The following is a 22,216-nucleotide window of genomic DNA, read 5'->3' on the forward strand; positions in this document are numbered from 1 at the left end:
TGACACCTAGTCAGATGTCAAGCGCGATGCGAGGACAGGGGACGGCCGATGGGGAAGCTGGATGGGCGCGTGGTGCTGGTCACCGGCGCGGCGCGCGGTCAGGGCGCCGAGGAGGCGCGGCTGTTCGCGAGCGAGGGCGCGCGGGTGGTGGTCGCCGACGTGCTGGAGGACCTCGGGACGGAGGTGGCCAAGGAGATCGGGGACGCGGCGCGCTTCGTCCGGCTGGACGTCACCGACGAGGCGCAGTGGACCGCCGCCGCGGACTTCGCCGAGGCCGAGTTCGGCAAGCTCGACGGTCTGATCAACAACGCCGGCATCCTGCGCTTCAACAAGATCGAGAAGACCAGCCTCGAGGAGTACATGAAGGTCGTGACGGTGAACCAGGTCGGCGTCTTCCTGGGGCTGCGGGTGTGCCTGCCCCGGATCAGGGCGGCCGGCGGCGGGACCGTGGTGAACACCGCGAGCATCGACGGGCTCGCGGGCATGGCGTACCTGGGCTCGTACGTGTCCTCCAAGTTCGCCGTCAGAGGCCTGACGCGGGTGGCGGCGCTGGAGGCCGCCCCGACCGTCCGGGTGAACTGCATCTGCCCCGGCGGCGTCCACACGCCGATGGTGACCGAGCTGATGCCCGAGGACCTCGACCCCGATGCCGGCTACTCCGGGATCCCGCTCAAGCGCGTGGGCACCGCGCACGAGATCGCCAAGGCCGCCCTGTTCCTCACCTCCGACGACTCGTCCTACTGCACCGGCGCCGACTTCGTCCTCGACGGCGGGGCGCTGGCCGGCATCCGCTTCGACTAGCCGCTTCTCAGAACCAGGAGACCGGAGGAGACCGCATGGAGTTCGGCATCTTCGTCCAGGGCTACGTACCGGCCGAGCGGCTGGCCGCCGACCCGGACTTCGAGCACACCTCGCTGATGAACGACGTCGCGATCGCCAAGGCCGCCGACAAGGCGGGTTTCAAGTACGTCTGGGCCTCCGAGCACCACTTCCTCGACGAGTACTCGCACCTGGCCAGCAACGACGTCTTCCTGGGCTACCTGGCCGCCGCGACCGAGCGGATCCACCTGGGCTCCGGCATCTTCAACCCGCTGCCGCAGGCCAACCACCCGGTGAAGGTGGCCGAGAAGGTCGCGACCCTGGACCACCTGTCCGGCGGCCGGTTCGAGTTCGGCACGGGGCGCGGCGCCGGCTCGCGGGAGGTCCTGGGGCTGGGCCTGCCGGACACCACCGTCACCAAGGAGATCTGGGCCGAGGTGGTGCGCGAGATCCCCAAGATGTGGATGCAGGACTCGTATTCGCACCAGGGCAAGTGGTTCTCCATGCCGGAGCGCAATGTGCTGCCGAAGCCGTGGAAGAAGCCGCACCCGGCGATGTGGTACGCCGCGGGGAACCCGCCGTCCTACGAGATGGCCGCCCGCATGGGCCTGGGCGTGCTGGGCTTCTCGGTGGGCTCGCCGGCCGACGCCGAGGCCGCGGTGGCGTCGTACAAGAAGGCGGTCCCGGCGGCCGAGCCGGTCGGCGCCTACGTCAACGACAACGTGATGGTGACGTCCTCGGCGGTGTGCCTGGCCGACGGACAGCGGGCCCGGCAAGCGGCCGCCACGATGGGCATAGGGCGCCTACAGTCCCTGGTGTTCCGGTATCACGACACTTTCCCGCGCCCGGACTGGGTGCCGGAATGGCCGGCGGTGCTGCCCGAGCCGACCGTCGAGGAGGTCGACTGGCGCCTGCGCAACGGCTTCCTGATCTGTGGCGACCCCGACGAGGTGCTGGCCCAGGTCAAGCGCTATGAGGCCACCGGGATCGACCAGCTGACCTTCGGGCTGCCGATCGGGCTGTCGCTCGCCGACACGCTGGAGACGATCGACCTGATCGGCCGGCACGTGATCCCCAAGGTAGACAAGGACCCGGTGCACCGGACCACGCGCTTCCGCAGCGCGGCCGCGGCATTGGGTAAGTGAGAACCCACAAGCCCCACCAGAAGGAGTCGTCTTGCGCATCGGCGTCACGGTCTTCCTGACCGACCAGACCATCGGTCCGGCCGAGCTCGGGCGCGCGCTCGCCGAGCGCGGTTTCCAGTCGTACTACGCCCCCGAACACACCCACATCCCGATCAGCCGCGCGACCCCGGCGCCGCTCGGCGAGCCGCTGCCGGACTACTACTCACGGACGCTGGATCCCTTCATCGCGCTCACCACGGTCGCGGCCGCCGCCCCGGGCATCCGCGTGGGCACCGGCATCTGCCTGGCCGCCCAGCACGACCCGATCCTGCTGGCCAAGACCGTCGCGACGCTGGACCTGGTCACCGGCGGAAACCTCGACCTCGGCGTGGGCTTCGGGTGGAACAAGGAGGAGATGGCCGACCACGGCGTCGACTTCGGGACCCGCCGGGAGAAGGTGCGGGAGACCGTGCTGGCGATGAAGGAGCTGTGGGGCAACGAAGTCGCCTCCTACCACGGTGAGCACGTCTCCTTCGATCCCTCGTGGTCCTGGCCCAAGCCCGCGGCCGGCTCGGTCCCGGTGCTGATCGGCGGCGCGGCCGGGCCGAAGCTGTTCAAGGCGGTGGTGGACTACGCCGACGGCTGGATGCCGATCGGCGGACGCGGGCTGACGCAGGCGCTGCCGGTGCTGCGCGCCGCCGCGGAGGAGGCCGGGCGGGACCCGGACACGCTGCGCGTCGTGCCGTTCGGGACCGAGCCGAACCCGGGGAAGCTGGAGCACTACCAGGCCCTGGGCATCGAGGAGATTGTGTTCAACGTCCCATCGGCGCCCGCAGACCGGATCTTGCCCGTGCTCGACGACTACGCTCGCTACATCGACCGGGAATAGATCCGGTTCACCGCCGCGTAGGAACTGGAATGACGATGCAGCCCACCGCCAATGCGATGCGCCGTGCCCTGCACCGGGCGGGTGAGGGAGTCGCGCTCAGCGTCGAGGAGGCGACGGTCCTGCTCGCCGCGCGCGGCGCCGACCTGGACGCGCTGTGCGCCGTCGCCTCTCGCCTGCGCGACCAGGGCCTGGAGGCGGCCGGACGCCCCGGGGTGGTCACCTACTCGCGCAAGGTGTTCATCCCCCTGACCCGGCTGTGCCGCGACCGGTGCCACTACTGCACCTTCGTCACGGTCCCCGGCCGCCTGGACTCGCTGTACCTGTCCCCTGACGAGGTGCTGGACATCGCCGCCAAGGGCGCGGCCCTGGGCTGCAAGGAAGCCCTGTTCACGCTGGGCGACCGGCCCGAGGACCGGTGGCCGCAGGCCAAGGAGTGGCTGGACGCGCACGGGTACGACTCCACGCTGGACTATGTGCGGGCCATGTCGATCCGGGTGCTGGAGGAGACCGGCCTGCTGCCGCACCTCAACCCGGGCGTCCTGTCCTGGTCGGACTTCCAGCGGCTCAAGCCGGTGGCCCCGTCGATGGGCATGATGCTGGAGACCACCGCCACGCGCCTGTGGTCCGAGCCTGGTGGACCGCACTACGGGTCCCCGGACAAGGAACCCGCGGTGCGGCTCCGTGTATTGGAGGACGCGGGCCGCTCTTCGGTTCCCTTCACCACCGGAATTCTCATCGGGATCGGCGAGACCCTGGAGGAGCGCGCCGACTCGATCTTCGCGATGCGCAAGGTCGCCCGGACCTACCGCGGCGTCCAGGAGATCATCATCCAGAACTTCCGGGCCAAGCCGGCCACGGCGATGATGAACACACCGGACGCCGACCTCGAAGAGCTCGCGGCGACGATCGCCACGGCGCGCGTCGTCCTGGGCCCCGCGGTCCGCATCCAGGCACCGCCGAACCTCGTGGACGCCGAGTACGCGCTGATGCTCCGCGCCGGCATCGACGACTGGGGCGGCGTGTCCCCGCTGACCGCCGACCACGTCAACCCCGAGCGCCCCTGGCCCGCCATCGACGAACTCGCCGCCCAGTCCGCCACCGCCGGCTTCACCCTGAAGGAGCGGCTGACGATCTACCCCGAGTACGTGCTGCGGGGCGAGCCCTGGCTGGACCCGCGGATCATGCCGCACGTCCAGGCCCTCGCCGACCCCGAGACCGGCATGGCGATCGAGGGCCGCATCCCGACCGGCATCCGCTGGCAGGAGCCCGACGGCGGCTGGGACGCCTCCAGCGGACGCACGGACCTGCACGCCGCCATCGACACCGAAGGACGCACCGGCGACCGCCGCTCGGACTTCTCAGACGTCTACGGGGACTGGGACGAACTCCGGGAGCACGCCTCGCGCACGTCTGTCGACCACAGTGCCGGTGCCCCGGAGCGCATCGACGCGGCAGTGAAGACGGCGCTCGCGGCGGCCGAACGCGATCCCGGGAACCTGTCGGACACCGACGCCCTGGCCCTGATCCACGCCGACGGCCCGGCCCTGGACGCCCTCGCCGCCCTGGCCGACGGCCTGCGGCGGGACGCGGTCGGCGACGAGGTGACGTACATCGTCAACCGGAACATCAACTTCACCAACGTCTGTTACACCGGCTGCCGCTTCTGTGCTTTCGCCCAGCGGCGCACTGATGCCGACGCGTACACGCTGTCCGTGTCCGAAGTCGGCGACCGGGCCGAAGCCGCCTGGCAGGTCGGCGCCACCGAGATCTGCATGCAGGGCGGCATCCACCCCGACCTCCCGGGCACCGCGTACTTCGACCTGGCCGCCGAGATCAAGCGCCGGGTCCCCGAACTGCACCTGCACTCGTACTCGCCGATGGAGATCATCAACGGCGTCGCCCGCACAGGCCTGTCCATCCGGGAATTCCTCACGGCGGCCAAGGAAGCCGGCGTCGACTCCCTCCCCGGCACCGCCGCCGAGATCCTCGACGACGACGTCCGCTGGGTCCTCACCAAGGGCAAACTGCCGGCCGCCCAGTGGATCGAGGTGATCACCACCGCCCACCAGGTCGGCATCCCGACCACCTCGACCATGATGTACGGCCACGTCGACAACCCGGCACACTGGGTCGCGCACCTCCGCGTCCTGGCCCGCATCCAGGACGAAACCGGCGGCTTCACCGAGTTCGTACCCCTGCCCTTCGTCCACTCCAACGCCCCGGTCTACCTCGCCGGCATCGCCCGCCCCGGCCCCACCCTCCGCGACAACCGCGCCGTCCACGCGATGGCCCGCATCATGCTCCACGGCCGAATCAAGAACATCCAGACCTCATGGGTGAAACTCGGCACGGACAACAGCCGCCTGATGCTCGCCGGCGGCGTCAACGACATGGGCGGCACCCTCATGGAGGAGACAATCTCGCGCATGGCAGGCAGCGAATACGGCTCCGCGAAGGGCATCGCCGAACTGGAGGAGATCTGCGCCCCGCTGAACCGCCCCACCCGCCAGCGCTCGACACTGTACGGCGAGGTCCCACCCGAGCGAATCCAGGCCGCACGCGAGGCCGACTCGCAAGGGCTGCTGCGGACGATGCTGCCGCTGGCGTAGGGGGCCGGTGCGGGCCCGGCGGAGGCGGCTCGGTGCAGCAGCAGCCGAGCACTGTGTGACACGTGGATCCCGCATCCCATAGAGGGGGGTTTGTTCCGGGTCCCCCGCCGCGTCGACGGGCGAAGCCAAGCTGGCCGGTCCGGTGGTGTCAAGCCGCACGTTTCGCAACCCCAGCAGCAGCGATCCGGCTTTACACCACCGGACCGGCCTGCTTCCGTCAGGCGGCGATGCGGCGGGGGACCCGGAACACTGGCGACCACAAGCAGCACCGCCACCGAACAACACAACGCGCCCACGCACGAAAACAAAGCCGAACAGTCGCGGGCCGCCGCCTACAGGAGGTCCGCAGGGGGCGCCCCCCGCTGTAGAGCACCCGCCGGAGGCACCTGCCTTTGATCTTAGGCACCCACCAAACGCGGCAGGCAGTCGCCAGACCAAACGCGTGCGCAGTGACTCGGACCGGCGCGCGCTCTTGCCCAGCCACGGCCGCCGCCCGCCAATGCAACCTGCGACAGTGACATCGGACCGGTGCGCGGTCGTGTCCACAGGAACCGCCGGCCGCCAACGCGAAACGAGTGCCTCAGCCGAACTGCGCCACCAGCGGATCCCGTAAACCATGCGCGAAGCCGTAAAAATAGCTTCAAAATCACAAAAAAGCTGCGCCATGGCCCGAGACCGCCACAAATCCGACCACCCGCCTACCCGAACTTCGCCGGGAACTCATACGCCACGAACGGCACATCCCGCCCCACATTCAGCTGCACCTGCGTGTGGTCCTTCAACGCCACCTTCCGCGGGTCGCCGTCGTACCGCTTCCCGTCCACCCACACCGTCACGTCTCCCTGCGCCGGTCCGACCTCGTGCCGGTCCAGGGGCTGTCCCCACAGGTCGAAGAACTCGCCGAGATTGAAATCCTGCGGCTTCGGCGCCTCCTCGTGGATCACACCGGACTCGTCGTGGGTGTGCAGCCAGTAGAAGCCCTTCGCCGCGGTGATGTTCGGGTCGGACTCCGTCGGGTCCAGGACCACCGGCCGCAGGACCCCGACACCGGCTGGCACCCACTGCTCCATGCCGTCGATGTACAGCGTCAGGTGCGAGTGCACGTGGAAGCCGCCGCTGACCATCGCTCCGGCGGGGATGCCGTCCACCGGGTTGCCGTCCAGGACTGCGGCGGTGACCAGTACCGGCGGGTCGTCCACGATCTCGTCGGCGGCGGCCAGGGGAGCGCCGCAGACGGCGAGGAACAGGGCGGCGGCGAGGGCGGGGGCGAGGGTGACTGCGAGGGCGGCTGCGCGGCGCGGAGTGCTCATCAGATCAGGATCGTTCTATGGCGGTGTGACATAGATTGAGAGTATTCATGCTCCTCCGGTGCTGGTAAACGGATCGTCACTCGAAAGCGTGAAAGGGTCGTGGACCGAGGAACCGAGGACTTCACAGCTTTCTACGAACGCCACCGCGACCCCTGCTTCCGGGCCGTGCTGGCCTCCGTTGCAGACCGGCACCTGGCCGAGGAGCTGACGGCCGAGGCCTTCGCCCGGGCGTGGGGGCACTGGCGCAAGGTCGCCAAGCACCCGGCGCCGGCGGCCTGGGTGGTGCGTACCGCGCTGAACACGCACGTCTCCTGGTGGCGTCGGCGCCGCCGCGAGGTGGCGTGGGACGCCGCGGGCGAGGACCGGAGCGCACTGGCCGACGGCGATGCGACCGCCGTCGACCTGGGTATCCGGAACGCCTTGCGCAAGCTGCCCGCGCGGCAGCGCGAAGTGGTCGTGCTGCGGGTCTTCCTCGATCTGGACACCCGGGGCACGGCCGCAGCGCTCGGCATCGCCCCCGGCACCGTCCAGGCCCACCTCCACCGTGCGCTGAAGGCGCTGCGGGCGGAGCTCGAAGACACCACCGAGCGGGAGGACATCACGCGATGACCACAGACGACTTCGACACCATCGGCCCCGGCGACACCATCGGCCCCGGCGACGAGGAACTGCTTGCCGGCCTGCACCGGTCCGTGGCCGGTGTGACGCTGGCCGTCGGCACCGCCGACGTGGTGGCGCTCGGCCGCCGCAGCCGCAACCGGCGCCGCGCCGTGGCGGCCGGGATCGGAACGAGCGCGGCGGCGATCGTCGCGGCGATCGGTGTGCTGGCGCCGTCGGCAAGCACCGGCACTGGCCCCGTGCAGAACGCGGCGCCGCAGAAGGCTGTCACCCCCGGTACCGAGAAGGCCGCCACCACGCCCGCCACCACCCCCGGCACCGAGAAAACCACCCCCACGCCCCCCACCCCCGGCGCCGTCCAGACCCTGAACATCCAGGAGACCGGATTCTCCCTGGAGGAGAAAGCAGACGGCACGGTCCACCTGTCCATCACGCAGATCGTCGACCCGACCATCGTCCAGTCCGTGCTGGAGAAGGCCGGTGTCCCCGCGGTCATCATGGTCGAGCAGGTCCCGCAGGGCTGGGACCTGACCAAGGGCATCGAGTGCAAGCCGGACCCCGGCGTGGTCGACGCCGGTACGCTCGGCGGGGCCGTCAAGATCGACTTCACCCACGGCTGGGACTTCACGATCGACAAGGCCGGCATTCCGGCCGGGGACTACATGACGGTCATGCAGTTCCAGTCGCACGGCCGGGAGGCCGGGACGCAGTTCGGGATGAAGGTCGGCCGGCAGACGACCTGCGTGCCCGAGTACAACGCCCCGACCGACCAGTGACCCCGCCCCTCACCGCAGCTCGCGCTTGAGCACCTTCCCCAGCGAGCTGCGCGGGAACGCCTCGACCAACTCCACGTGCCGCGGCACCTTGTAGTTGGCGAGGCGTTCCCGCGCGTACGCGAGCAGCGCCTCCGGCTCGACCCGCTGCCCCGGCACCGCGATGACGAACGCCTTCCCCACCTCTCCGAGCCGCTGGTCCGGCACCCCCACGACCGCCGCCTCCTGGACCCCGGGGAACGCCAGCAGCACCTGCTCGATCTCGGCCGGATAGGCGTTGAAGCCCCCGCAGATGAACATGTCCTTGATGCGGTCGGTGATCCGCAGGTTCCCCGCCTCGTCCAGGTCGCCGACGTCCCCGGTGCGCAGCCAGCCGTCGGCGTCGACCGCCTCGGCGGTGGCCGCCTCGTCCTCGAAGTAGCCGCGCATCACGTTGTAGCCGCGCACCAGGATCTCCCCGGTGCCCTCCGCGATCCGCACCTCGACGCCGTCGATCGCCCGGCCCGAGGTGCGCGCGACGACCTCCGGGGCGTCCCCGTCGCGGCACATCGTCACCACTCCGGTGGCCTCGGTCAGGCCGTAGGCGGTGATCACCGTCGACAGGCCCAGCGTGTCCCGCATCCGCTCGATCAGCTCCACCGGGATCACCGCCGCGCCGGTGGCCGCCGCCCGCAGCGAGCTGAGATCGTGCTTGGCCAGGTCCGGATGCGCCAGCATCATCTGGTACACCGCCGGCGCCGCCGGGAACACCGTGATCCGCTCCCGCTCGATCGTCTCGAACAATGCCTCGGCGTCGAAGGACGGCAGCGGGACCATCGTCGCGCCGCGCATCAGGCAGGTCAGGATCCCGGCCTTGTAGCCGAACGTGTGGGAGAACGGGTTCGCGATCAGGTAGCGGTCCCCGGCGCGCAGGCCGACGATCTCCGACCACTGGTGGAAGGCACGTGTGGTCTGGCCGTGCGTGGTCTCCACGCCCTTCGGGGCGCCGGTCGTGCCCGACGTGAAGAAGAGGTCGCCGGGCGAATCAGGGCTCAGCGACGCCGCCGCCTCGTCGAACACCGAGGCCGGCACCTTCATGCCCGGCGCCCGGAACTGCCTGCGGGACACCACCGGGGGCAGGCCGCCGTCGGTGAAGGCGGTCATCACCTCCAGGTCCGGCAGTTCGTCGCGGATCGCCTTCAGCTCCCCGACGTAGTCCACGCCCAGGAACTCGCCGGCCGCCGCGACCAGCTTGGTCCGCGACGTGCGCAGGATGTGAGCGGCCTCGGCCGCCTTCAGCCGGGTGTTGAGCGGGACCAGGACCCCGCCGACCGAGACCGCGCCGAGCGCCGTCACGATCCACTCCGCCGAGTTCGGGGCCCACACCGCCACGCGGTCGCCGGGCCGCACGCCCCAGGCGATCATCGCCCGGCCCGTCTGTCTCACCCGCGAGGCGAGGTCGGCGAAGGTCAGCCGTTGTTCGCCGTCGACCACCGCCTCGCGTTCGCCGTGTTCTTCGGCGGCGCGTGCCACCAGGTCCGGGATCGTCGTCTCGCCGTGCTCCACCGTCGTGTCCTCACCGGGAAGAGATGGCTCTGGCACCGTGCCGGGGCCCATGATAGGCAGATATCTGACGTAGCGTCAGATTGACAGTGTCTAATTTTCAAAACAAGGGGTTGCATGACTCCGACACCTTTGAAGGACCGGGCCGCGATCGTCGGCATCGGCCAGACCGAGTTCGCCAAACACCTCGAGCCCTCGGAGAAGGCGCTCGCGTGCCGGGCCATCGCGATGGCGCTGGACGACGCCGGGATCGCCGCCCACGAGGTGGACGCGTTCGCCGCCTACACGATGGAGGCGACCGACGAGGTCGAGATCGCCAAGGCGGTCGGCGCCGGGGACGTCACCTTCTTCTCCCGGGTGGGCTTCGGCGGCGGCGGTTCCTGCGCGACCATCGGCCACCTCGCGATGGCGATCGCGACCGGCCAGGCGAGCGTGGGCGTCGCGTGGCGGTCCCGCAAGCGCGGCAGCGGGCCGCGGCCGTGGACCGACACCGTGAACCAGCTGGCCACGCCGGCGCAGTGGACCAGGCCCTTCGGGCTGCTGCGGCCGGTCGACGAGATCGCGGTCCTGGCGCGCCGCTACATGCACGAGTACGGCCTCACCCGCGAGCAGCTCGGCGCGGTGGCCGTCGCCTGCCGCAACCGGGCCAACGCCAACCCGGCGGCGATCATGTACGAGCGCCCGCTGACGATGGACGACTATCTCAATGCCCGCATGATCTCCGATCCGCTGTGCCTGTTCGACAACTGCCTGGAGACCGACGGGGCGCTGGCCGTCGTCATGGTCTCGGCCGAGCGCGCCCGGGACTGCCGGCAGACGCCGGCCTACGTCCACGCCTTCGGGCAGGGACTGCCGGCCCAGCACCACGGCATGGTCAACTACTGGAACGACGACCCGCTCTCCGGTCCGTCGTGGACCGCCGCGAAACAGCTGTGGAAGCACTCCGACCTCGGCCCCGCCGACGTGGACGTGGCGCAGATCTACGACGCCTTCACCCCGCTGATCCCGTTGTCCCTGGAGGGATACGGCTTCTGCGCCAAGGGCGAGGGCGGGGCCTTCGCCGACGACGGCGGCCTGGAACTGGGCGGCCGGCTGCCGATCAACACCTCCGGCGGCGGTCTGTCCGAGGCGTACGTCCACGGCTTCAACCTGATCAACGAGGGCGTGCGGCAGCTGCGCGGCACTTCCACGAACCAGGTCGCCGGGGCCTCGACATGCCTGGTCACCGCGGGCGAAGCTGTACCGACGTCGGCCGTCCTGCTGCGCCGGGACTGAACCACACCGAAGGCCGGAGGGGATCACCCGAAATGCTCAAACCGCTTGTCGACGACGACGGCGCGCCGTACTTCGAGTACGCGGCCAAGGGCGAACTGCGGATGCAGACGTGCGCGAACTGCGGCGAGGTGCTGTTCCCGCCGCGGCCGATGTGCCCGCGATGCCAGGGCGCTGAGTTCGAATGGAAGCTGATGTCCGGCCGCGGGCACGTGTGGTCCTTCGCGGTGCCGCGTCCGCCCCTGCTGCCGGACTACGCGGCGTTCGCGCCGTATCCGGTGGTGGTCGTGGAGCTGGAGGAGGACCGGCGGCTGCGGCTGGTCGGGAACCTGGTCGCCGACCAGGACTCGGACATCGATTCGGTCGACCCGGCGACGATCGAGATCGGGCAGCCGGTGCGCGCGGTGTTCCGGCAGATCGAAGGACTCTTCGTGGCGGCCTGGACGCCGGATGAGTGATCTGGACTTCAGTACCCTCCTGTACGAGGAGCGCGACGGCGTCGCCTGGGTGACGCTGAACCGCCCGGAGCGGCACAACGCCTTCGATCTGGCGATGGCCGACGAATTCCACAGGCTGTGGAAAACGTTGCGGCACCGCGACTCGGTGCGCAGTGTGGTGCTGACCGGCAGCGGCGACAAGGCCTTCTGCACCGGCATCGACCGGGACACGGTGGTCCCGCAGCCGTCGTCGCCGTACATGGTCGACGACCCGGGCGTCGCGCTCGGGCCCAAGAGCGCCGACCTGTGGAAGCCGGTCATCGCCGCGGTCAACGGCATGGCCTGCGGCGGCGCCTTCTACCTGCTCGGCGAGTGCGAGTTCCTGATCGCCGCCGAACACGCGACGTTCTTCGACCCGCACGTCACCTACGGAATGGTGATGGCCTACGAGGCGGTCCACCTCGCACAGCGCATGCCGCACGGCGAACTGGCGCGCCTGGCGCTGCTGGGCACGGCCGAACGGATGACGGCGCTGCGCGCGTACGAGATCGGCTTCGTCAGCGAGGTGGTGCCGGACAACGCGGCCCTGCTGGCGGCGGCCGAGCAGGCGGCGCGGACCATCGCCGAGTGCGAGCCGTCCGCGATCGAGGGCACGGTGCGCGCGGTGTGGGCCGCCCGCGAGATGGCCAAGAGCCAGGCGCTCGGCCTGGCCCCGCACCTGGTGCAGCTGGGCAACCTCGACGCGGGACGGCAGGCGGAGCTGTTCGCGGCCCGGGCCAAGGGCGGCGGATGGCGGGCCCGGTGAGGTGCGCGGCTTGTCGGCCGGGGTGTGGTGGTCGCCGACGGCCAGGCCGCTGGGCCGCCGGGTCGCCGGGCTGCCGGGCTACTGGGCTCCCGGGTCGATAGGCCGCTAGGTCGCCGGGCTGCCGGGCCGTTTCGTGGTTGCTGTCTCGCCGCCGGATACGTTCCGTATCCCCCGCGCTCCGCAGCGGTGCGGGCCCGCCGGCGCCGCCAGCCTTTCGCCGCTCAGGCGAAACGCTGGCTGGATTCGAGCCCTGACTCGTAATCTGCTACCCGCAGTCAAGGTCGTGGGTGGCCGCGGGATCGGCACCCACATCCCGGCCGACGATCCCCCCGGGTCAGCCGGGATCGCGGCTGGAGCCGTGTCGGGCTCCAGCCGCTTCCACGTGTCCTGAGTCAAGGCATGGTCAAGGGCGCCCTCAAGGCGCTACCTTCTACGCACGCCCGGCAGACCGGGACCGCCCCTGAACGGTGACGGCGGCCGGGTCATCCCGCCGACCCGGCCGCCTTCGCCGTGGGGTGGTGCTTGGGTGGTGCACGGGTGGTGCGTGGTTGTGCGCGGGTGGTGCGTCGTTCAGGCCGGCAGCGGCATCGAGTCCGCCGGCGAGATGCCCGGCGGCGCGGAGGCCGCGGGCGCTGCATGCGCCGTGTGGGCCGTGTGGGCCGTGGTCTGCACCGGCACCGGCACCGAACCCGGTACTGACACCTGTACCGGCACCTGTACCGGCATCGGCATCGGCATCGGAACAGCTACCGGCATCGGCACCGCGGCCGGCAGCACAGTCGCCATCGGAACCGCCACCGGCAGGTTCAGCGGCGTCGCGGTCCGCGGCGGACGCAGGCTGCGGCTCGGGTCGGCGGAGCCGCCCGGAACCAGTGCGCAGCCGGCGCTCTCGTCCGCGGGCGGCGGCGCCTGGCCGTAGATCCGCGGCTGGTGCTGCGCGGCGCGGCTCAGCGCGGCGGCCAGCCGCCGGGCCGCCGTCGGGCTGATGCGGCCCATCGTCACCATCGGCCGGCCGTAGACGTTCACGTCGCCCCGCAGGCGCGGGATCTCCCCGGCCAGCCCGAGGGCGGCCAGGGCCGAGCGCAACAGTTCCGTGGCCTCGATGGCCTCGGCCCACGCCAGGCCTAAGAAGGGTTCGTCGTCCCCGTTTTCGGCGGGGTCGAGCTGGGGTACTGCGGCGGATTCGCCCATCGTCGTCATCTCCTCCGGACTGTGCAAGAGTCGACAGGTTCGTTTTGTTACGGTCAATCGACCAAACAGGTGATACAGCGACGCGTAGCGTCTCCATAACGGGCGGTGGTGGGCGACGGGTGGGCGAAATCGAGGCGCTTCCCCCTTAAACCCGCCTCTGATACACACGGTTGTGTGACGTCGTTCACCGGACGGGTCGCCGTCGTCACCGGCGGGACCAAGGGCATCGGGCGGGCCGTCGCGGCGCGCTTCGAGGCGGCCGGGGCCACCGTGGTGACCCTGGCGCGCACCGAGCCGGCGCAGGCCGTCGGCCGCTTCATCGCCGCCGATCTGGCCTCCTCGGCCGCCATCGCGGCGGCCTTCAAAACCATCGCCGCCGAGTTCGGGCGCGTCGACGTGCTCGTCAACAACGCCGGCGGCGCGCGGCCGGGCCGGGCGCTGGACTACCCCGAGGCCGCGGCGCGGGCGGCGTTCGATCTCAACGTGCTGGGTGTCCTGTACGCCGCGCAGTGCATGTACCCCCTGACGCCCGAGCACGGCGGCGCCTCCATCGTGAACATCGGCTCGGTGGCCGGGACCCGGCCCAGCCCCGGTACGGCCGTCTACGGCGCCGCCAAGGCCGCCCTGGCCTCGCTCACCAAGAGCCTGGCGCTGGAGTGGGCGCCGCGGGTCCGGGTGAACTGCGTCGTCCCGGGGCCGGTGCTGACCGAGTCGCTCACCGCGTACTACGGCGGTCCGGAAGCGGCGGCGCTGGTCGGGCAGGGGCTGCCGATGGGGCGGATGGCCGAGCCCGGGGACATCGCCGGGGCCTGCCTGTATCTGGCCTCCGAGGAGGCCGCGCAGGTTTCCGGCGCGGAACTGCTCGTGCACGGCGCCGGCGAGGCGCCGCGCTTCAACCGCGAGTCCGGTGCGTCCGGGCCCCCGCCGGCACCGGTGCGGAAGTGACCAGCATGATAACGAACGCCGATCTTGGACGATCACCCAGGTATGGCCAGGTAAGGGGTCCGGACCGCCTAAACTGACACCATGACAGCTCAGCAAGTGCGCACCGTCGACGGGCGGATCGCGGGCAAGCGCGGCCAGGCCACCCGGGCCCGGCTCCTGGAGTGCCTCGGCGAGATGCTCGTTTCCCAGCCGTACCGCTCCATCACGGTGATCGACGTCGCGCGGCTGGCCGGCACCTCCCCGGCCACGTTCTACCAGTACTTCCCGGACATCGAGTCGGCGATCATCGAGATCGCCAACGACATGGCCAAGGACGGCGCGCACCTGAAGGAGCTCGCCGACGGCCGCACCTGGTCCGGCAAGGCCGGCATGCAGGCCGCCGAGGCACTGGTCGACGGGTTCCTGGAGTTCTGGAACGAGCACGAGGCGATCCTGCGCGTGGTGGACCTGGCCACCGCCGAGGGCGACAAGCGCTTCCACAAGATCCGGATGAAGATCCTGAACAACGTCACCATCTCGCTGGCCGACGCCATCAGCGAGCTGCAGTCCGCGGGCAAGGCCGACGCCGTGATGCCGCCGACCGCGACCGCCGGCGCCCTGGTGGCCATGCTGGCCTCGATCTCGGCGCACCAGCGGGTGTTCGAGGCCTGGAGCATCAAGCTGGCCGAGCTGCGCGCGGCGATGATCGGCTTGGTCTTCATGGGGATCACGCAGAAGAAGCCCGTCGCGGTATAGCGGCGATCCGGCCTCGCCCGGCGTTCCCGAGGGATTAGCTCCCTGAGGAAGGGGAAACTCTGACCCCGAGTCAGATCGGCACCCATCCCTCAGGGAGCTCCGATGACCTTCCTCGCCCTCGCCGTCCGCAAAGCCGCCCGGGACCACGGATCCGCCACCGCTCTGGTGGCCGGCCGCGGCCCGCTTTCCTTGTCCTTCCAGCAGCTCAACGCGGCCTCAGAGGCCATGGCGGCGCGCCTGGCCGTGCGCGGCATCGGCCAGGGCCAGGTGGCCGCGCTGCTGTTGCCCGCGTCCCTGGACTACATCGTCGCCTACTGCGCGCTGGCCAAGGTCGGCGCCGTGACCGCCGGCGTGGGCGCGCACCACTCCCCGTCCGAGCGGCAGGCGATGCTGGAGCGGGTCCGGCCCGATGTCGTCATCGGCACCGAGGAACTGCTGACCGGCCGGCTCCCCGACGCGCAGATCATCCCGGTCCGGCAGGCCGAGGACCGGCGGGAGTTCGCGGCCGGGCTGCCGATGCTGGGCCGCGAGCGGGTGCGGACCGCGCCCAGCGCGCGTTCGCACGACAATCCGGAGACCATCGTCTTCACCTCCGGGACCTCGGGGGCGCCGAAGGGCGCGCTGTTCGGCGCGAGGCAGATCGCCGCGATATCCGAGGCGGACAACCGCGCGCAGACCGCGCCGATGCCGCTGCTGGTCGCCACCGGCCTGAACCACGTCGGCTTCATGACCAAGCTCGCCGGGCACCTGCTGGCCGGCAACCGGCTGCACATCCTGGCGCGCTGGCGGGCCCGCGAGGCGCTGGGCCTGATCTGCGACGAGGGCATACCGGTGATCGGCGGTGTCGCCGCCCAGGTGGCGCTGCTGCTGCGGGTCCCCGAGCTCGCCGGCTGCCGGACCGACGCCGTCAAAGCCCTGATCATCGGTGGCGGACCGTCGCCGGCCGGGCTGGTCCGCAAGGCACGCGACGCGTTCGGCGCGGCCTACTCGATCCGTTACTCCTCCACGGAATCCGGCGGTCTGGGTACCCTGACCGCCTTGGACGCGCCCGACGAGGAACTCTTCCACACCGTCGGCAGGCCGCGCGCCGGCACCGAGATCTCACTGCGCGACGACGACGGGAAGGAGCTCCCGGCCGGCGAGACCGGCGAGGTCTGGATCCGCTCCGCCTCGGTGATGTCGGAGTACTGGCACGACCCGGCCGCCACCCGCGCCGCGCTCACCCAGGACGGCTGGCTGCGCACCGGGGATCTGGGCCTGCTCGACGACGCCGGCTGCCTGCGCCTGGCCGGGCGCCGCGACGACATGTTCATCCGCGGCGGCTACAACGTGCTTCCCCAAGAAGTGGAAGCCGTCCTGCAGGAGCACGCGGCGGTCCGCGAAGTCGCGGTGGTCCCCAGGCCCGACGCGGTGATGGGCCAGGCCGGCGTGGCCTTCGTGGTGCCGCGCGATCCGGCCGCGCCGCCGACGGTGGAGGAACTGCGGCTGTTCGCCAGGTCCCGGCTGGCCAAGCACAAGCTCCCGGAGGAGGTCCGCGTCGTCCCGAGCCTGCCGCTGACCGCCGGGCAGAAGGTGGATCGTTCGGCATTGCGAAAGCGGGTCGGCTCCTGACGAACAAATCCGTGTGAACGCAAGATCTCTTGGTTGTTACCTCTGTGCTAATTCGCATCGCCGCCCTAAACTGACGCAGCGTCAGGTTACTTGTCAGTTTGCTCCTGAGAGGGCGGTGCGATGCCTGCCACCAGCGTCATGACCACGGAACAGACCAAGGTGACCCGGCATCGGCCTGCCTCGGAGGACCGACGCCACCACGTTCCGACCCGGTCCCCGGCTCCCGAACCCGCGCGCGGCGCGCCGGCGATCGCGCTCATCACCACCGGCGCGCACACCGGCTGCCCGCTGGTGACGGCCGACGAGCTGGGCGTCCCGGTGGCCGGCTGGACCTACTGCGGCCCCGGCGAGGACGGTCCGACGTTCGCTGACACGGTGGAGGCGTTCGCTCAGGCAGACGGCGTCGGCGCGATCGCGGCGTGCGTCGACGCGATCGGCACCGACCTGGACGGCCGGGCCCTGATGCGCGCCGCCGAGGCCGCCTCCGGCGCCGGGCGTCCGCTGGTCGTGCTGGCCACCGGCGCCGACCGGGTGATCGACGCGGTGCTGCGGCAGGCCGGCGTGGTCCGGGTGGACGGCTTCGACCAACTGTTGGACTGCGCCGCCACCCTCGCGCGCTTCCCGCGCCCGGCGCAGCGTCCCGGGCCGGTCCGGGTCGCCGCCGACTCCGGCGGCGCCGCCACGCTGCTGGCCGACCTCGCCCGGCGCGCCGGCCTGGAGGTCGAGGACGCGGGCCACGTCCCGGACGTCACCGACCTCGCGGCGCGCCCCGGCGCCGGGATGCTCCTGTACGCGGTCACCGAGACCGGCTCCTCCGGCGAGTGGACGGCCGCCGCGCTGGTCGAGGCCGCGCGGGAGAGCACCACCCCGATCGGCGTCGTCTGGTGCTCCTCCGGCGGCACCGAGACCGGCTACCGGCTGATCCTGCAGCCCTCGCCGGAGATCGCGACGTTCCGCACGCTCACCAACGCGGTCGCGGCGGCCAAGGCCTACTACGACCACTGCGACCACCGCTTCCGCATCCCGTCGCTGGTCGAGGACAACGCGATGGCGGGGGTCAAGGCGCGGCAGATCCTGACCACGGGCGGCGCCCCGGGCACGGTCCGCAAGCGGGACACCGATCCGGCCAAGGGCCTGTCCGAGTCGCAGACCCACCAGCTGCTGCGCGCCTACGGCATCCGCACGCCCCGCGAACAACTGGTCACCAGCGCCGCCTGGGCCGTCCGGGCCGCCGCCACCATCGGCTACCCGGTGGTGATGAAGGCCTCGGTGGCCGGGCTGCCGTCGGCCTCGGCGGCCGGCCTGACCCGCACGAACATCACCTCGGCCTCGCAGGTCCGGGAGAACTTCAAGGACCTGATGGACTCGGCCGGCCGCCAGGGCTACGGGACGCTGGACGGCGTGCTGATCGGCCAGCAGATCACCGGCGGCGTGGACACCATGGTCGGCATCCGGCGCGACGACCGCTTCGGCCCGGCCGTGGTGGTCGGCGTCGGCGGCGCCTACGCCGAGACGCTCGGCGACGTGGCCATCCGGGTCGCCCCCTTCGACGCCCACCAGGCCCACCGGATGCTGGACGAGCTGCACTGCCTGCCGCTGCTCACCACCGCGGGCAGCGACCTGGACGCGCTGGCCGACACGATCCTGCGGGTGCAGCGGATGGCGCTGGATCTCGGGGACGTGCTGGAGGGCTTCGATATCGCGCCGCTGCGGGTGCTGGGGCGCGGGGGCGGCACCGTGGCGCTGGACGCCTCGGCGCGGTTGATCGTGCCCTGAGACAGCTTGCGCGTGCCCTGAGACACCGCCACATCCACATCCACATCCACATCCACCTCTATTCGGTTCGGCGCCGGAACGTCGCCGCGCACTCCGCGCGGCCACGGTCCGGCGCCGATTTCTTCGATGGGAGAACACATGTCCGTGACACCGGAGCGTTCGCTGGAGGAGACCGTCCGGCACTCGGTGGCCGACGGCGTCGCCTGGATCACGCTCGACCGTCCCGAGGCTCTGAACGCCATCACCGCCGACCAACGGGACCGCCTGATCTCCTTGCTGCATCAGGCTTCCGCGGATCCCGACACCCGCGTCGTCGTCCTCACCGCGACCGGCCGCGGCTTCTGCACCGGCGCGGATCTGCGTCCCCGGCCCGGCGCCGCGCCCGCCGAGCCGCGCCCGGGCGAGGTCGCCCGCACCATCCGCGACGGCGCGCAGGCGCTCATCGCCGCGGTCCTGGACTGCGAGAAGCCGGTCATCGGCGCGGTGAACGGCATCGCGGCCGGCATCGGCGCGCATCTGGCCCTGGCCTGCGATCTGGTGATCGCCGCCGAGTCGGCGAAGTTCATCGAGATATTCGCGCGGCGCGGTCTGGTGCCCGACGGCGGCGGCGCGCACCTGTTGACCCGCCTCGTCGGCGTGCACAAAGCCAAAGAGCTGATGTTCTTCGCCGACGACGTGCCGGCCGCCGAGGCGCTGGCGCTGGGACTGGTGAACCGGGTGGTTCCGGATTCCGATATGGAGAAGGCGGCGCGCGAGTGGGCCCAGAGGCTCGCAGCGGGTCCCACCCGGGCTCTGGCACTGGCCAAGAGCCTGGTCAACCGCGCGCTCGAAGTCGACCGCGCCACGGCCTTCAGGCAGGAGGCGGACGCCGTGGAACTGAACATGGCCACGCACGACGGCCAGGAGGGCGTGCGGGCGTTCGTGGAACGCCGGGCACCGGAATTCACAGGGTCCTGATGGTTGTCGTGGCTGCTGCAGCAGGGTCCTGTGATGCGCGAAAGGCGTTCGCCATGTCGAACGGCAACTCTCTTGACGGGTCATCAGTTCCCACCCACACTGACCCTGTCCGTCCACGTATGCTGGGCCGAGCTGCGCTTTTGACATGGCGAACGACTCGCCGGACCACGCAGCCGCGAACAGCGTGACTCCTAGGGGCTGGGACCATGCCTGCACAGGCCACCGCACGCGAGCACCAGGCGAGCGTCGATGATGCCGGAACCATCGTGGACGTCGCGGACTACCGCCGCGTCCTGGGCCACTTCCCCTCCGGCGTGACCGTCGTCGCGTCCGAGGACGCCGACGGGCCGGCGGGCTTCGCCTGCCAGGCCTTCTCAGCGCTCTCCCTGGACCCGCCACTGGTCTTGTTCTCGGTGGGCCTGGCCTCCACCACGTGGCCCCGGATCGAGGCCACGGGGCGGTTCTGCGTGAACTTCCTGGCCGCCGACCACGAGCAGTTGTGCCGCGACTTCGCGGTCAGCGGCGGCGACAAGTTCGCCGGCGTCTCCTGGCGCCGCTCGCGCCTGGGCTCGCCGATCCTGGACGGCGCGCACGGCTGGGTGGACTGCACGATCGAGGCCACCCACCCCGGCGGCGACCACACGATCGTGGTCGGGCGCGTGCACGGGCTCGACGCCGACGGCGAGTCGGACCCGCTGATCTTCCACCGGGGAGCCTTCGGCTGAGCTCAGCCGGTGGGCTCCTTCCAGACGACCACGCCGCCCTCCAGAGTCCCGGGGGCGATCGCCTGGTCCAGGAAGTTCTTGATGGCGGCCAGGTTCTGGGTCCCGTCCTCGGCGACCACGCACTTCGCGTGCCACGTCTCCAGGTCCAGGCGCACCCGGTTGGTGATCGACGGGTTCACCGGGGGCGTCGCGCTGCCGCCGTTCTTGTAGATGTAGGACAGCCACTGCGCGGTCCACAGCACGTTGTTCTTGGCCCACGCCACCTGCTTGTCGGTGGTCGAGGTGGGCGCCATGACCGGCCCCTGCGGGATGTCGAAGGCCGTGTCCGCGGCCGTCGACCAGGTCTGGTTGGTGCGGTCGCCGCCGTCGGACAGCGGGACGCCGACGATCGTGTTGTGCCCCGGCGAGACGCATTCCTTCCACGCCCCCGCCGTGAAGTACTGCGGGATCGGGTGGCGCGGGGAGGTGTCGAAGACCCGCGGGATCAGCGGGACCAGCGCGACGATCACACAGGCGAAGGCGAACCCGCGGACCACGTCGGCGAACACGACCCAGCGGACCATCTGCTGCGGGTACAGGACGGCCTTGTCCAGCCCCAGCGCCAGCAGGATCCCGATGATCCAGCTCACCGCGAGCGCTTCGCGCACCGGCAGGCTTGAGGAGAACAGCGGGAGGTTCTGCAGGTGCGTCCACACGCCGGTCGGCCCCAGCGGCCACCAATCGATCGTGCCGTGGTCGAACACCGGCGTCGGGCCGACGGACAGGGCGACCAGCACCAGGGCGGCGATCAGCAGGGCCCGCACCGCCGCGTTGCGGATCAGCCAGAGCGTCATCAGCGCCACCACGAGCAGCAGCACCCAGCCCACCAGCGCGGCCTGCTCGGTGCCGCCCGGCGCCAGCGGGTCCAGCTTGGCCGGGTCCCCCCACAGCTCCAGGTTCGGATACACCGCGTAGGACTTCAGATCCGCCGAGTAGTAGGCGACGTCGAACGGGATGCCCTTGAACGACTGCGGACCGGCGAACTGGAACGTCAGCGGATAGGCCAGCAGCGCGCCGGCCGTCACGATCGCCACGCCGGCGCCCTTGAGGAAGCCCGCGGCCTCGGCCCACGCCTGGCGCGGCTTCATCAGGATGTAGGCGACCAGGAAGAACGTGACGCCCATCGCCGCCAGGAGCAGCAACTCCTCGCCGACGAACACCTGCGCCGTGATCAGCAGGCCGAGCACGATCCCGTCGCGCACGCGCCGCCGGTCCGGCTCGCGCAGCCGCAGCACCCCGGCCAGGATCAGCGGCACCAGCCACTGCCCGGCCAGGTTCGGGTGGGCCAGCGAGTGCGACATCATCGAGGGCGAGAAGCCCAGGAACAGGCCGCCGACGAACGCCGCGGTCTCGGTGCGCACCACGTGCCGGCGCAGGAACCAGCGCCAGGTGGTCGCGGTCGCCGCGAGGTTGAAGGTGGTCAGCAGCGCGAAGGAGACCGGCGCGCCGAACAGCGCGGTGATCGGCGTGAGGACCGCGGCCGGGCCGATGATCTGCGGGTTCGCCACCAGGTTCATGCCGTCGGGGGCGTTCATCGTGTGCGTGAACAGCGGGTTCTGCAGGTGCGTGATCGCGTGCTCGACGGCGGTGAGCTGCCACTCGAAGTAGAACTGGTCGTAGGGGTTGCCGGCCAGGAGGCTGTTCGTCGGGTGGAAGAGCAGCTTCCAGGTGAGGAACACCGCCAGGCCGATGTAGAGCAGCGAGAGCAGCAGGCCCGGGCTCGGGTTGAGGAACTCCTCGACGACGCGGGCGGCGATGCGCCGCAGCGGGTTTCGGGCGTTTTCGGAGGCGTCCGAGCGCTGGGGCGGGGTGGAAGGTTCATCGTCGGCGGCGTCTTCAAGCGCTGTGTCTTCAAGCTCTTCGCCGGCGACCGTGTCCTGGGCTGTGCCGGATGCGTTTCCGACATCGTCGCGGGTCTGCTGCCCGGGGACCGTGGGGGCCGCAGGCGTGGACGGTTCCATGAGCAGCGCTGCGGCCTCGCTGTCGTGCTCCGGCGCGCCCTGCCCGCCCGGGCTCTCCGTCACGGCCTTTGTTTCCCC

19 protein-coding genes are annotated in these 22,216 nt (G+C 71.0%); 15 read left to right on the plus strand and 4 right to left on the minus strand.

Annotation, left to right across the window (positions count from 1 at the left end):
• The first annotated feature begins 48 nt into the window (after nt 1–48).
• Genes ABIA35_RS03825 through ABIA35_RS03840 form a run of 4 tightly spaced genes read left to right on the plus strand, consistent with a single transcriptional unit; the run spans nt 49 to nt 5,441 of the window.
• A complete protein-coding gene (locus ABIA35_RS03825) occupies nt 49–801 on the plus strand; it encodes a glucose 1-dehydrogenase (protein ID WP_370341166.1) in 753 nt (250 codons plus the stop codon).
• A 35-nt stretch (nt 802–836) separates the two neighbouring features.
• Nucleotides 837–1,964: an LLM class flavin-dependent oxidoreductase gene (locus tag ABIA35_RS03830; protein ID WP_370341168.1), complete on the plus strand. Its 1,128-nt coding sequence runs from the start codon at nt 837–839 to the stop codon at nt 1,962–1,964.
• Nucleotides 1,965–1,995: 31 nt separating this feature from the next.
• Nucleotides 1,996–2,832: an LLM class F420-dependent oxidoreductase gene (locus tag ABIA35_RS03835; protein ID WP_370341170.1), complete on the plus strand. Its 837-nt coding sequence runs from the start codon at nt 1,996–1,998 to the stop codon at nt 2,830–2,832.
• A 29-nt stretch (nt 2,833–2,861) separates the two neighbouring features.
• Nucleotides 2,862–5,441, plus strand: a complete 2,580-nt coding sequence (locus tag ABIA35_RS03840) for a bifunctional FO biosynthesis protein CofGH (RefSeq protein WP_370356567.1) — start codon at nt 2,862–2,864, stop codon at nt 5,439–5,441.
• 698 nt (nt 5,442–6,139) lie between these two features.
• On the opposite strand, the gene ABIA35_RS03845 is transcribed toward ABIA35_RS03840, so the two are convergent.
• Entirely contained in the window at nt 6,140–6,751 is a 612-nt protein-coding gene (locus tag ABIA35_RS03845) for a hypothetical protein (RefSeq protein WP_370356569.1), read from the minus strand.
• A gap of 99 nt (nt 6,752–6,850) precedes the next feature.
• Here ABIA35_RS03845 and ABIA35_RS03850 point away from each other — a divergent pair, with 99 nt between their 5' ends.
• Both ABIA35_RS03850 and ABIA35_RS03855 read left to right on the plus strand, forming a co-directional pair.
• Nucleotides 6,851–7,360, plus strand: a complete 510-nt coding sequence (locus ABIA35_RS03850; protein ID WP_370356571.1) for a SigE family RNA polymerase sigma factor — start codon at nt 6,851–6,853, stop codon at nt 7,358–7,360.
• A complete protein-coding gene (locus ABIA35_RS03855) occupies nt 7,357–8,145 on the plus strand; it encodes a hypothetical protein (protein ID WP_370356573.1) in 789 nt (262 codons plus the stop codon). The genes ABIA35_RS03850 and ABIA35_RS03855 overlap by 4 nt, the downstream gene beginning before the upstream one ends.
• 9 nt (nt 8,146–8,154) lie before the next feature.
• Here the strand turns inward: ABIA35_RS03855 and ABIA35_RS03860 are convergent, their stop codons facing one another.
• Nucleotides 8,155–9,723, minus strand: a complete 1,569-nt coding sequence (locus tag ABIA35_RS03860) for a FadD3 family acyl-CoA ligase (RefSeq protein WP_370356575.1) — start codon at nt 9,721–9,723, stop codon at nt 8,155–8,157.
• Nucleotides 9,724–9,801: 78 nt separating this feature from the next.
• Here ABIA35_RS03860 and ABIA35_RS03865 point away from each other — a divergent pair, with 78 nt between their 5' ends.
• From ABIA35_RS03865 to ABIA35_RS03875, 3 genes are read left to right on the plus strand one after another with little or no spacing between them, the layout of a single operon-like run.
• The gene (locus tag ABIA35_RS03865) at nt 9,802–10,959 is read left to right on the plus strand and encodes a lipid-transfer protein (RefSeq protein WP_370341179.1); all 1,158 of its coding nucleotides are present in this window, start codon (nt 9,802–9,804) and stop codon (nt 10,957–10,959) included.
• Nucleotides 10,960–10,991: 32 nt separating this feature from the next.
• Complete coding sequence (locus tag ABIA35_RS03870) at nt 10,992–11,414, plus strand: Zn-ribbon domain-containing OB-fold protein (RefSeq protein ID WP_370341180.1); 423 nt, start codon at nt 10,992–10,994, stop codon at nt 11,412–11,414.
• Entirely contained in the window at nt 11,407–12,198 is a 792-nt protein-coding gene (locus tag ABIA35_RS03875; protein ID WP_370356577.1) for an enoyl-CoA hydratase/isomerase family protein, read from the plus strand. Before ABIA35_RS03870 ends, ABIA35_RS03875 begins: the two co-directional genes overlap by 8 nt.
• 570 nt (nt 12,199–12,768) lie before the next feature.
• On the opposite strand, the gene ABIA35_RS03880 is transcribed toward ABIA35_RS03875, so the two are convergent.
• Nucleotides 12,769–13,389, minus strand: a complete 621-nt coding sequence (locus tag ABIA35_RS03880) for a hypothetical protein (protein ID WP_370356579.1) — start codon at nt 13,387–13,389, stop codon at nt 12,769–12,771.
• Between the two features lie 174 nt (nt 13,390–13,563).
• Here ABIA35_RS03880 and ABIA35_RS03885 point away from each other — a divergent pair, with 174 nt between their 5' ends.
• From ABIA35_RS03885 to ABIA35_RS03910, 6 genes are all read left to right on the plus strand, one after another.
• Nucleotides 13,564–14,334: an SDR family oxidoreductase gene (locus ABIA35_RS03885; RefSeq protein ID WP_370356581.1), complete on the plus strand. Its 771-nt coding sequence runs from the start codon at nt 13,564–13,566 to the stop codon at nt 14,332–14,334.
• An 81-nt stretch (nt 14,335–14,415) separates the two neighbouring features.
• Nucleotides 14,416–15,069: a TetR family transcriptional regulator gene (locus ABIA35_RS03890; protein ID WP_370341185.1), complete on the plus strand. Its 654-nt coding sequence runs from the start codon at nt 14,416–14,418 to the stop codon at nt 15,067–15,069.
• 102 nt (nt 15,070–15,171) lie between these two features.
• Complete coding sequence (locus tag ABIA35_RS03895; protein WP_370356583.1) at nt 15,172–16,680, plus strand: class I adenylate-forming enzyme family protein; 1,509 nt, start codon at nt 15,172–15,174, stop codon at nt 16,678–16,680.
• A 120-nt stretch (nt 16,681–16,800) separates the two neighbouring features.
• The gene (locus tag ABIA35_RS03900) at nt 16,801–18,456 is read left to right on the plus strand and encodes an acetate--CoA ligase family protein (protein WP_370341187.1); all 1,656 of its coding nucleotides are present in this window, start codon (nt 16,801–16,803) and stop codon (nt 18,454–18,456) included.
• A gap of 138 nt (nt 18,457–18,594) precedes the next feature.
• Nucleotides 18,595–19,413, plus strand: a complete 819-nt coding sequence (locus ABIA35_RS03905; RefSeq protein WP_370356585.1) for an enoyl-CoA hydratase/isomerase family protein — start codon at nt 18,595–18,597, stop codon at nt 19,411–19,413.
• Between the two features lie 206 nt (nt 19,414–19,619).
• Nucleotides 19,620–20,138: a flavin reductase family protein gene (locus ABIA35_RS03910; protein ID WP_370341189.1), complete on the plus strand. Its 519-nt coding sequence runs from the start codon at nt 19,620–19,622 to the stop codon at nt 20,136–20,138.
• Between the two features lie 2 nt (nt 20,139–20,140).
• Here the strand turns inward: ABIA35_RS03910 and ABIA35_RS03915 are convergent, their stop codons facing one another.
• The gene (locus ABIA35_RS03915) at nt 20,141–22,201 is read right to left on the minus strand and encodes a hypothetical protein (RefSeq protein WP_370356587.1); all 2,061 of its coding nucleotides are present in this window, start codon (nt 22,199–22,201) and stop codon (nt 20,141–20,143) included.
• Nucleotides 22,202–22,216 lie beyond the last annotated feature (15 nt).

The organism is Catenulispora sp. MAP12-49 (assembly GCF_041262705.1).
Taxonomy (GTDB): domain Bacteria; phylum Actinomycetota; class Actinomycetes; order Streptomycetales; family Catenulisporaceae; genus Catenulispora.

Coding starts and splice junctions, on each gene's coding strand:
- ABIA35_RS03825 (WP_370341166.1), top strand. CDS start 49: ATGGGGAAGCTGGATGGGCGCGTGGTGCTGGTCACCGGCGCGGCGCGC.
- ABIA35_RS03830 (WP_370341168.1), top strand. CDS start 837: ATGGAGTTCGGCATCTTCGTCCAGGGCTACGTACCGGCCGAGCGGCTG.
- ABIA35_RS03840 (WP_370356567.1), top strand. CDS start 2,862: ATGACGATGCAGCCCACCGCCAATGCGATGCGCCGTGCCCTGCACCGG.
- ABIA35_RS03845 (WP_370356569.1), bottom strand. CDS start 6,751: ATGAGCACTCCGCGCCGCGCAGCCGCCCTCGCAGTCACCCTCGCCCCC.
- ABIA35_RS03855 (WP_370356573.1), top strand. CDS start 7,357: ATGACCACAGACGACTTCGACACCATCGGCCCCGGCGACACCATCGGC.
- ABIA35_RS03865 (WP_370341179.1), top strand. CDS start 9,802: ATGACTCCGACACCTTTGAAGGACCGGGCCGCGATCGTCGGCATCGGC.
- ABIA35_RS03870 (WP_370341180.1), top strand. CDS start 10,992: ATGCTCAAACCGCTTGTCGACGACGACGGCGCGCCGTACTTCGAGTAC.
- ABIA35_RS03875 (WP_370356577.1), top strand. CDS start 11,407: ATGAGTGATCTGGACTTCAGTACCCTCCTGTACGAGGAGCGCGACGGC.
- ABIA35_RS03880 (WP_370356579.1), bottom strand. CDS start 13,389: ATGGGCGAATCCGCCGCAGTACCCCAGCTCGACCCCGCCGAAAACGGG.
- ABIA35_RS03890 (WP_370341185.1), top strand. CDS start 14,416: ATGACAGCTCAGCAAGTGCGCACCGTCGACGGGCGGATCGCGGGCAAG.
- ABIA35_RS03895 (WP_370356583.1), top strand. CDS start 15,172: ATGACCTTCCTCGCCCTCGCCGTCCGCAAAGCCGCCCGGGACCACGGA.
- ABIA35_RS03900 (WP_370341187.1), top strand. CDS start 16,801: ATGCCTGCCACCAGCGTCATGACCACGGAACAGACCAAGGTGACCCGG.
- ABIA35_RS03905 (WP_370356585.1), top strand. CDS start 18,595: ATGTCCGTGACACCGGAGCGTTCGCTGGAGGAGACCGTCCGGCACTCG.
- ABIA35_RS03910 (WP_370341189.1), top strand. CDS start 19,620: ATGCCTGCACAGGCCACCGCACGCGAGCACCAGGCGAGCGTCGATGAT.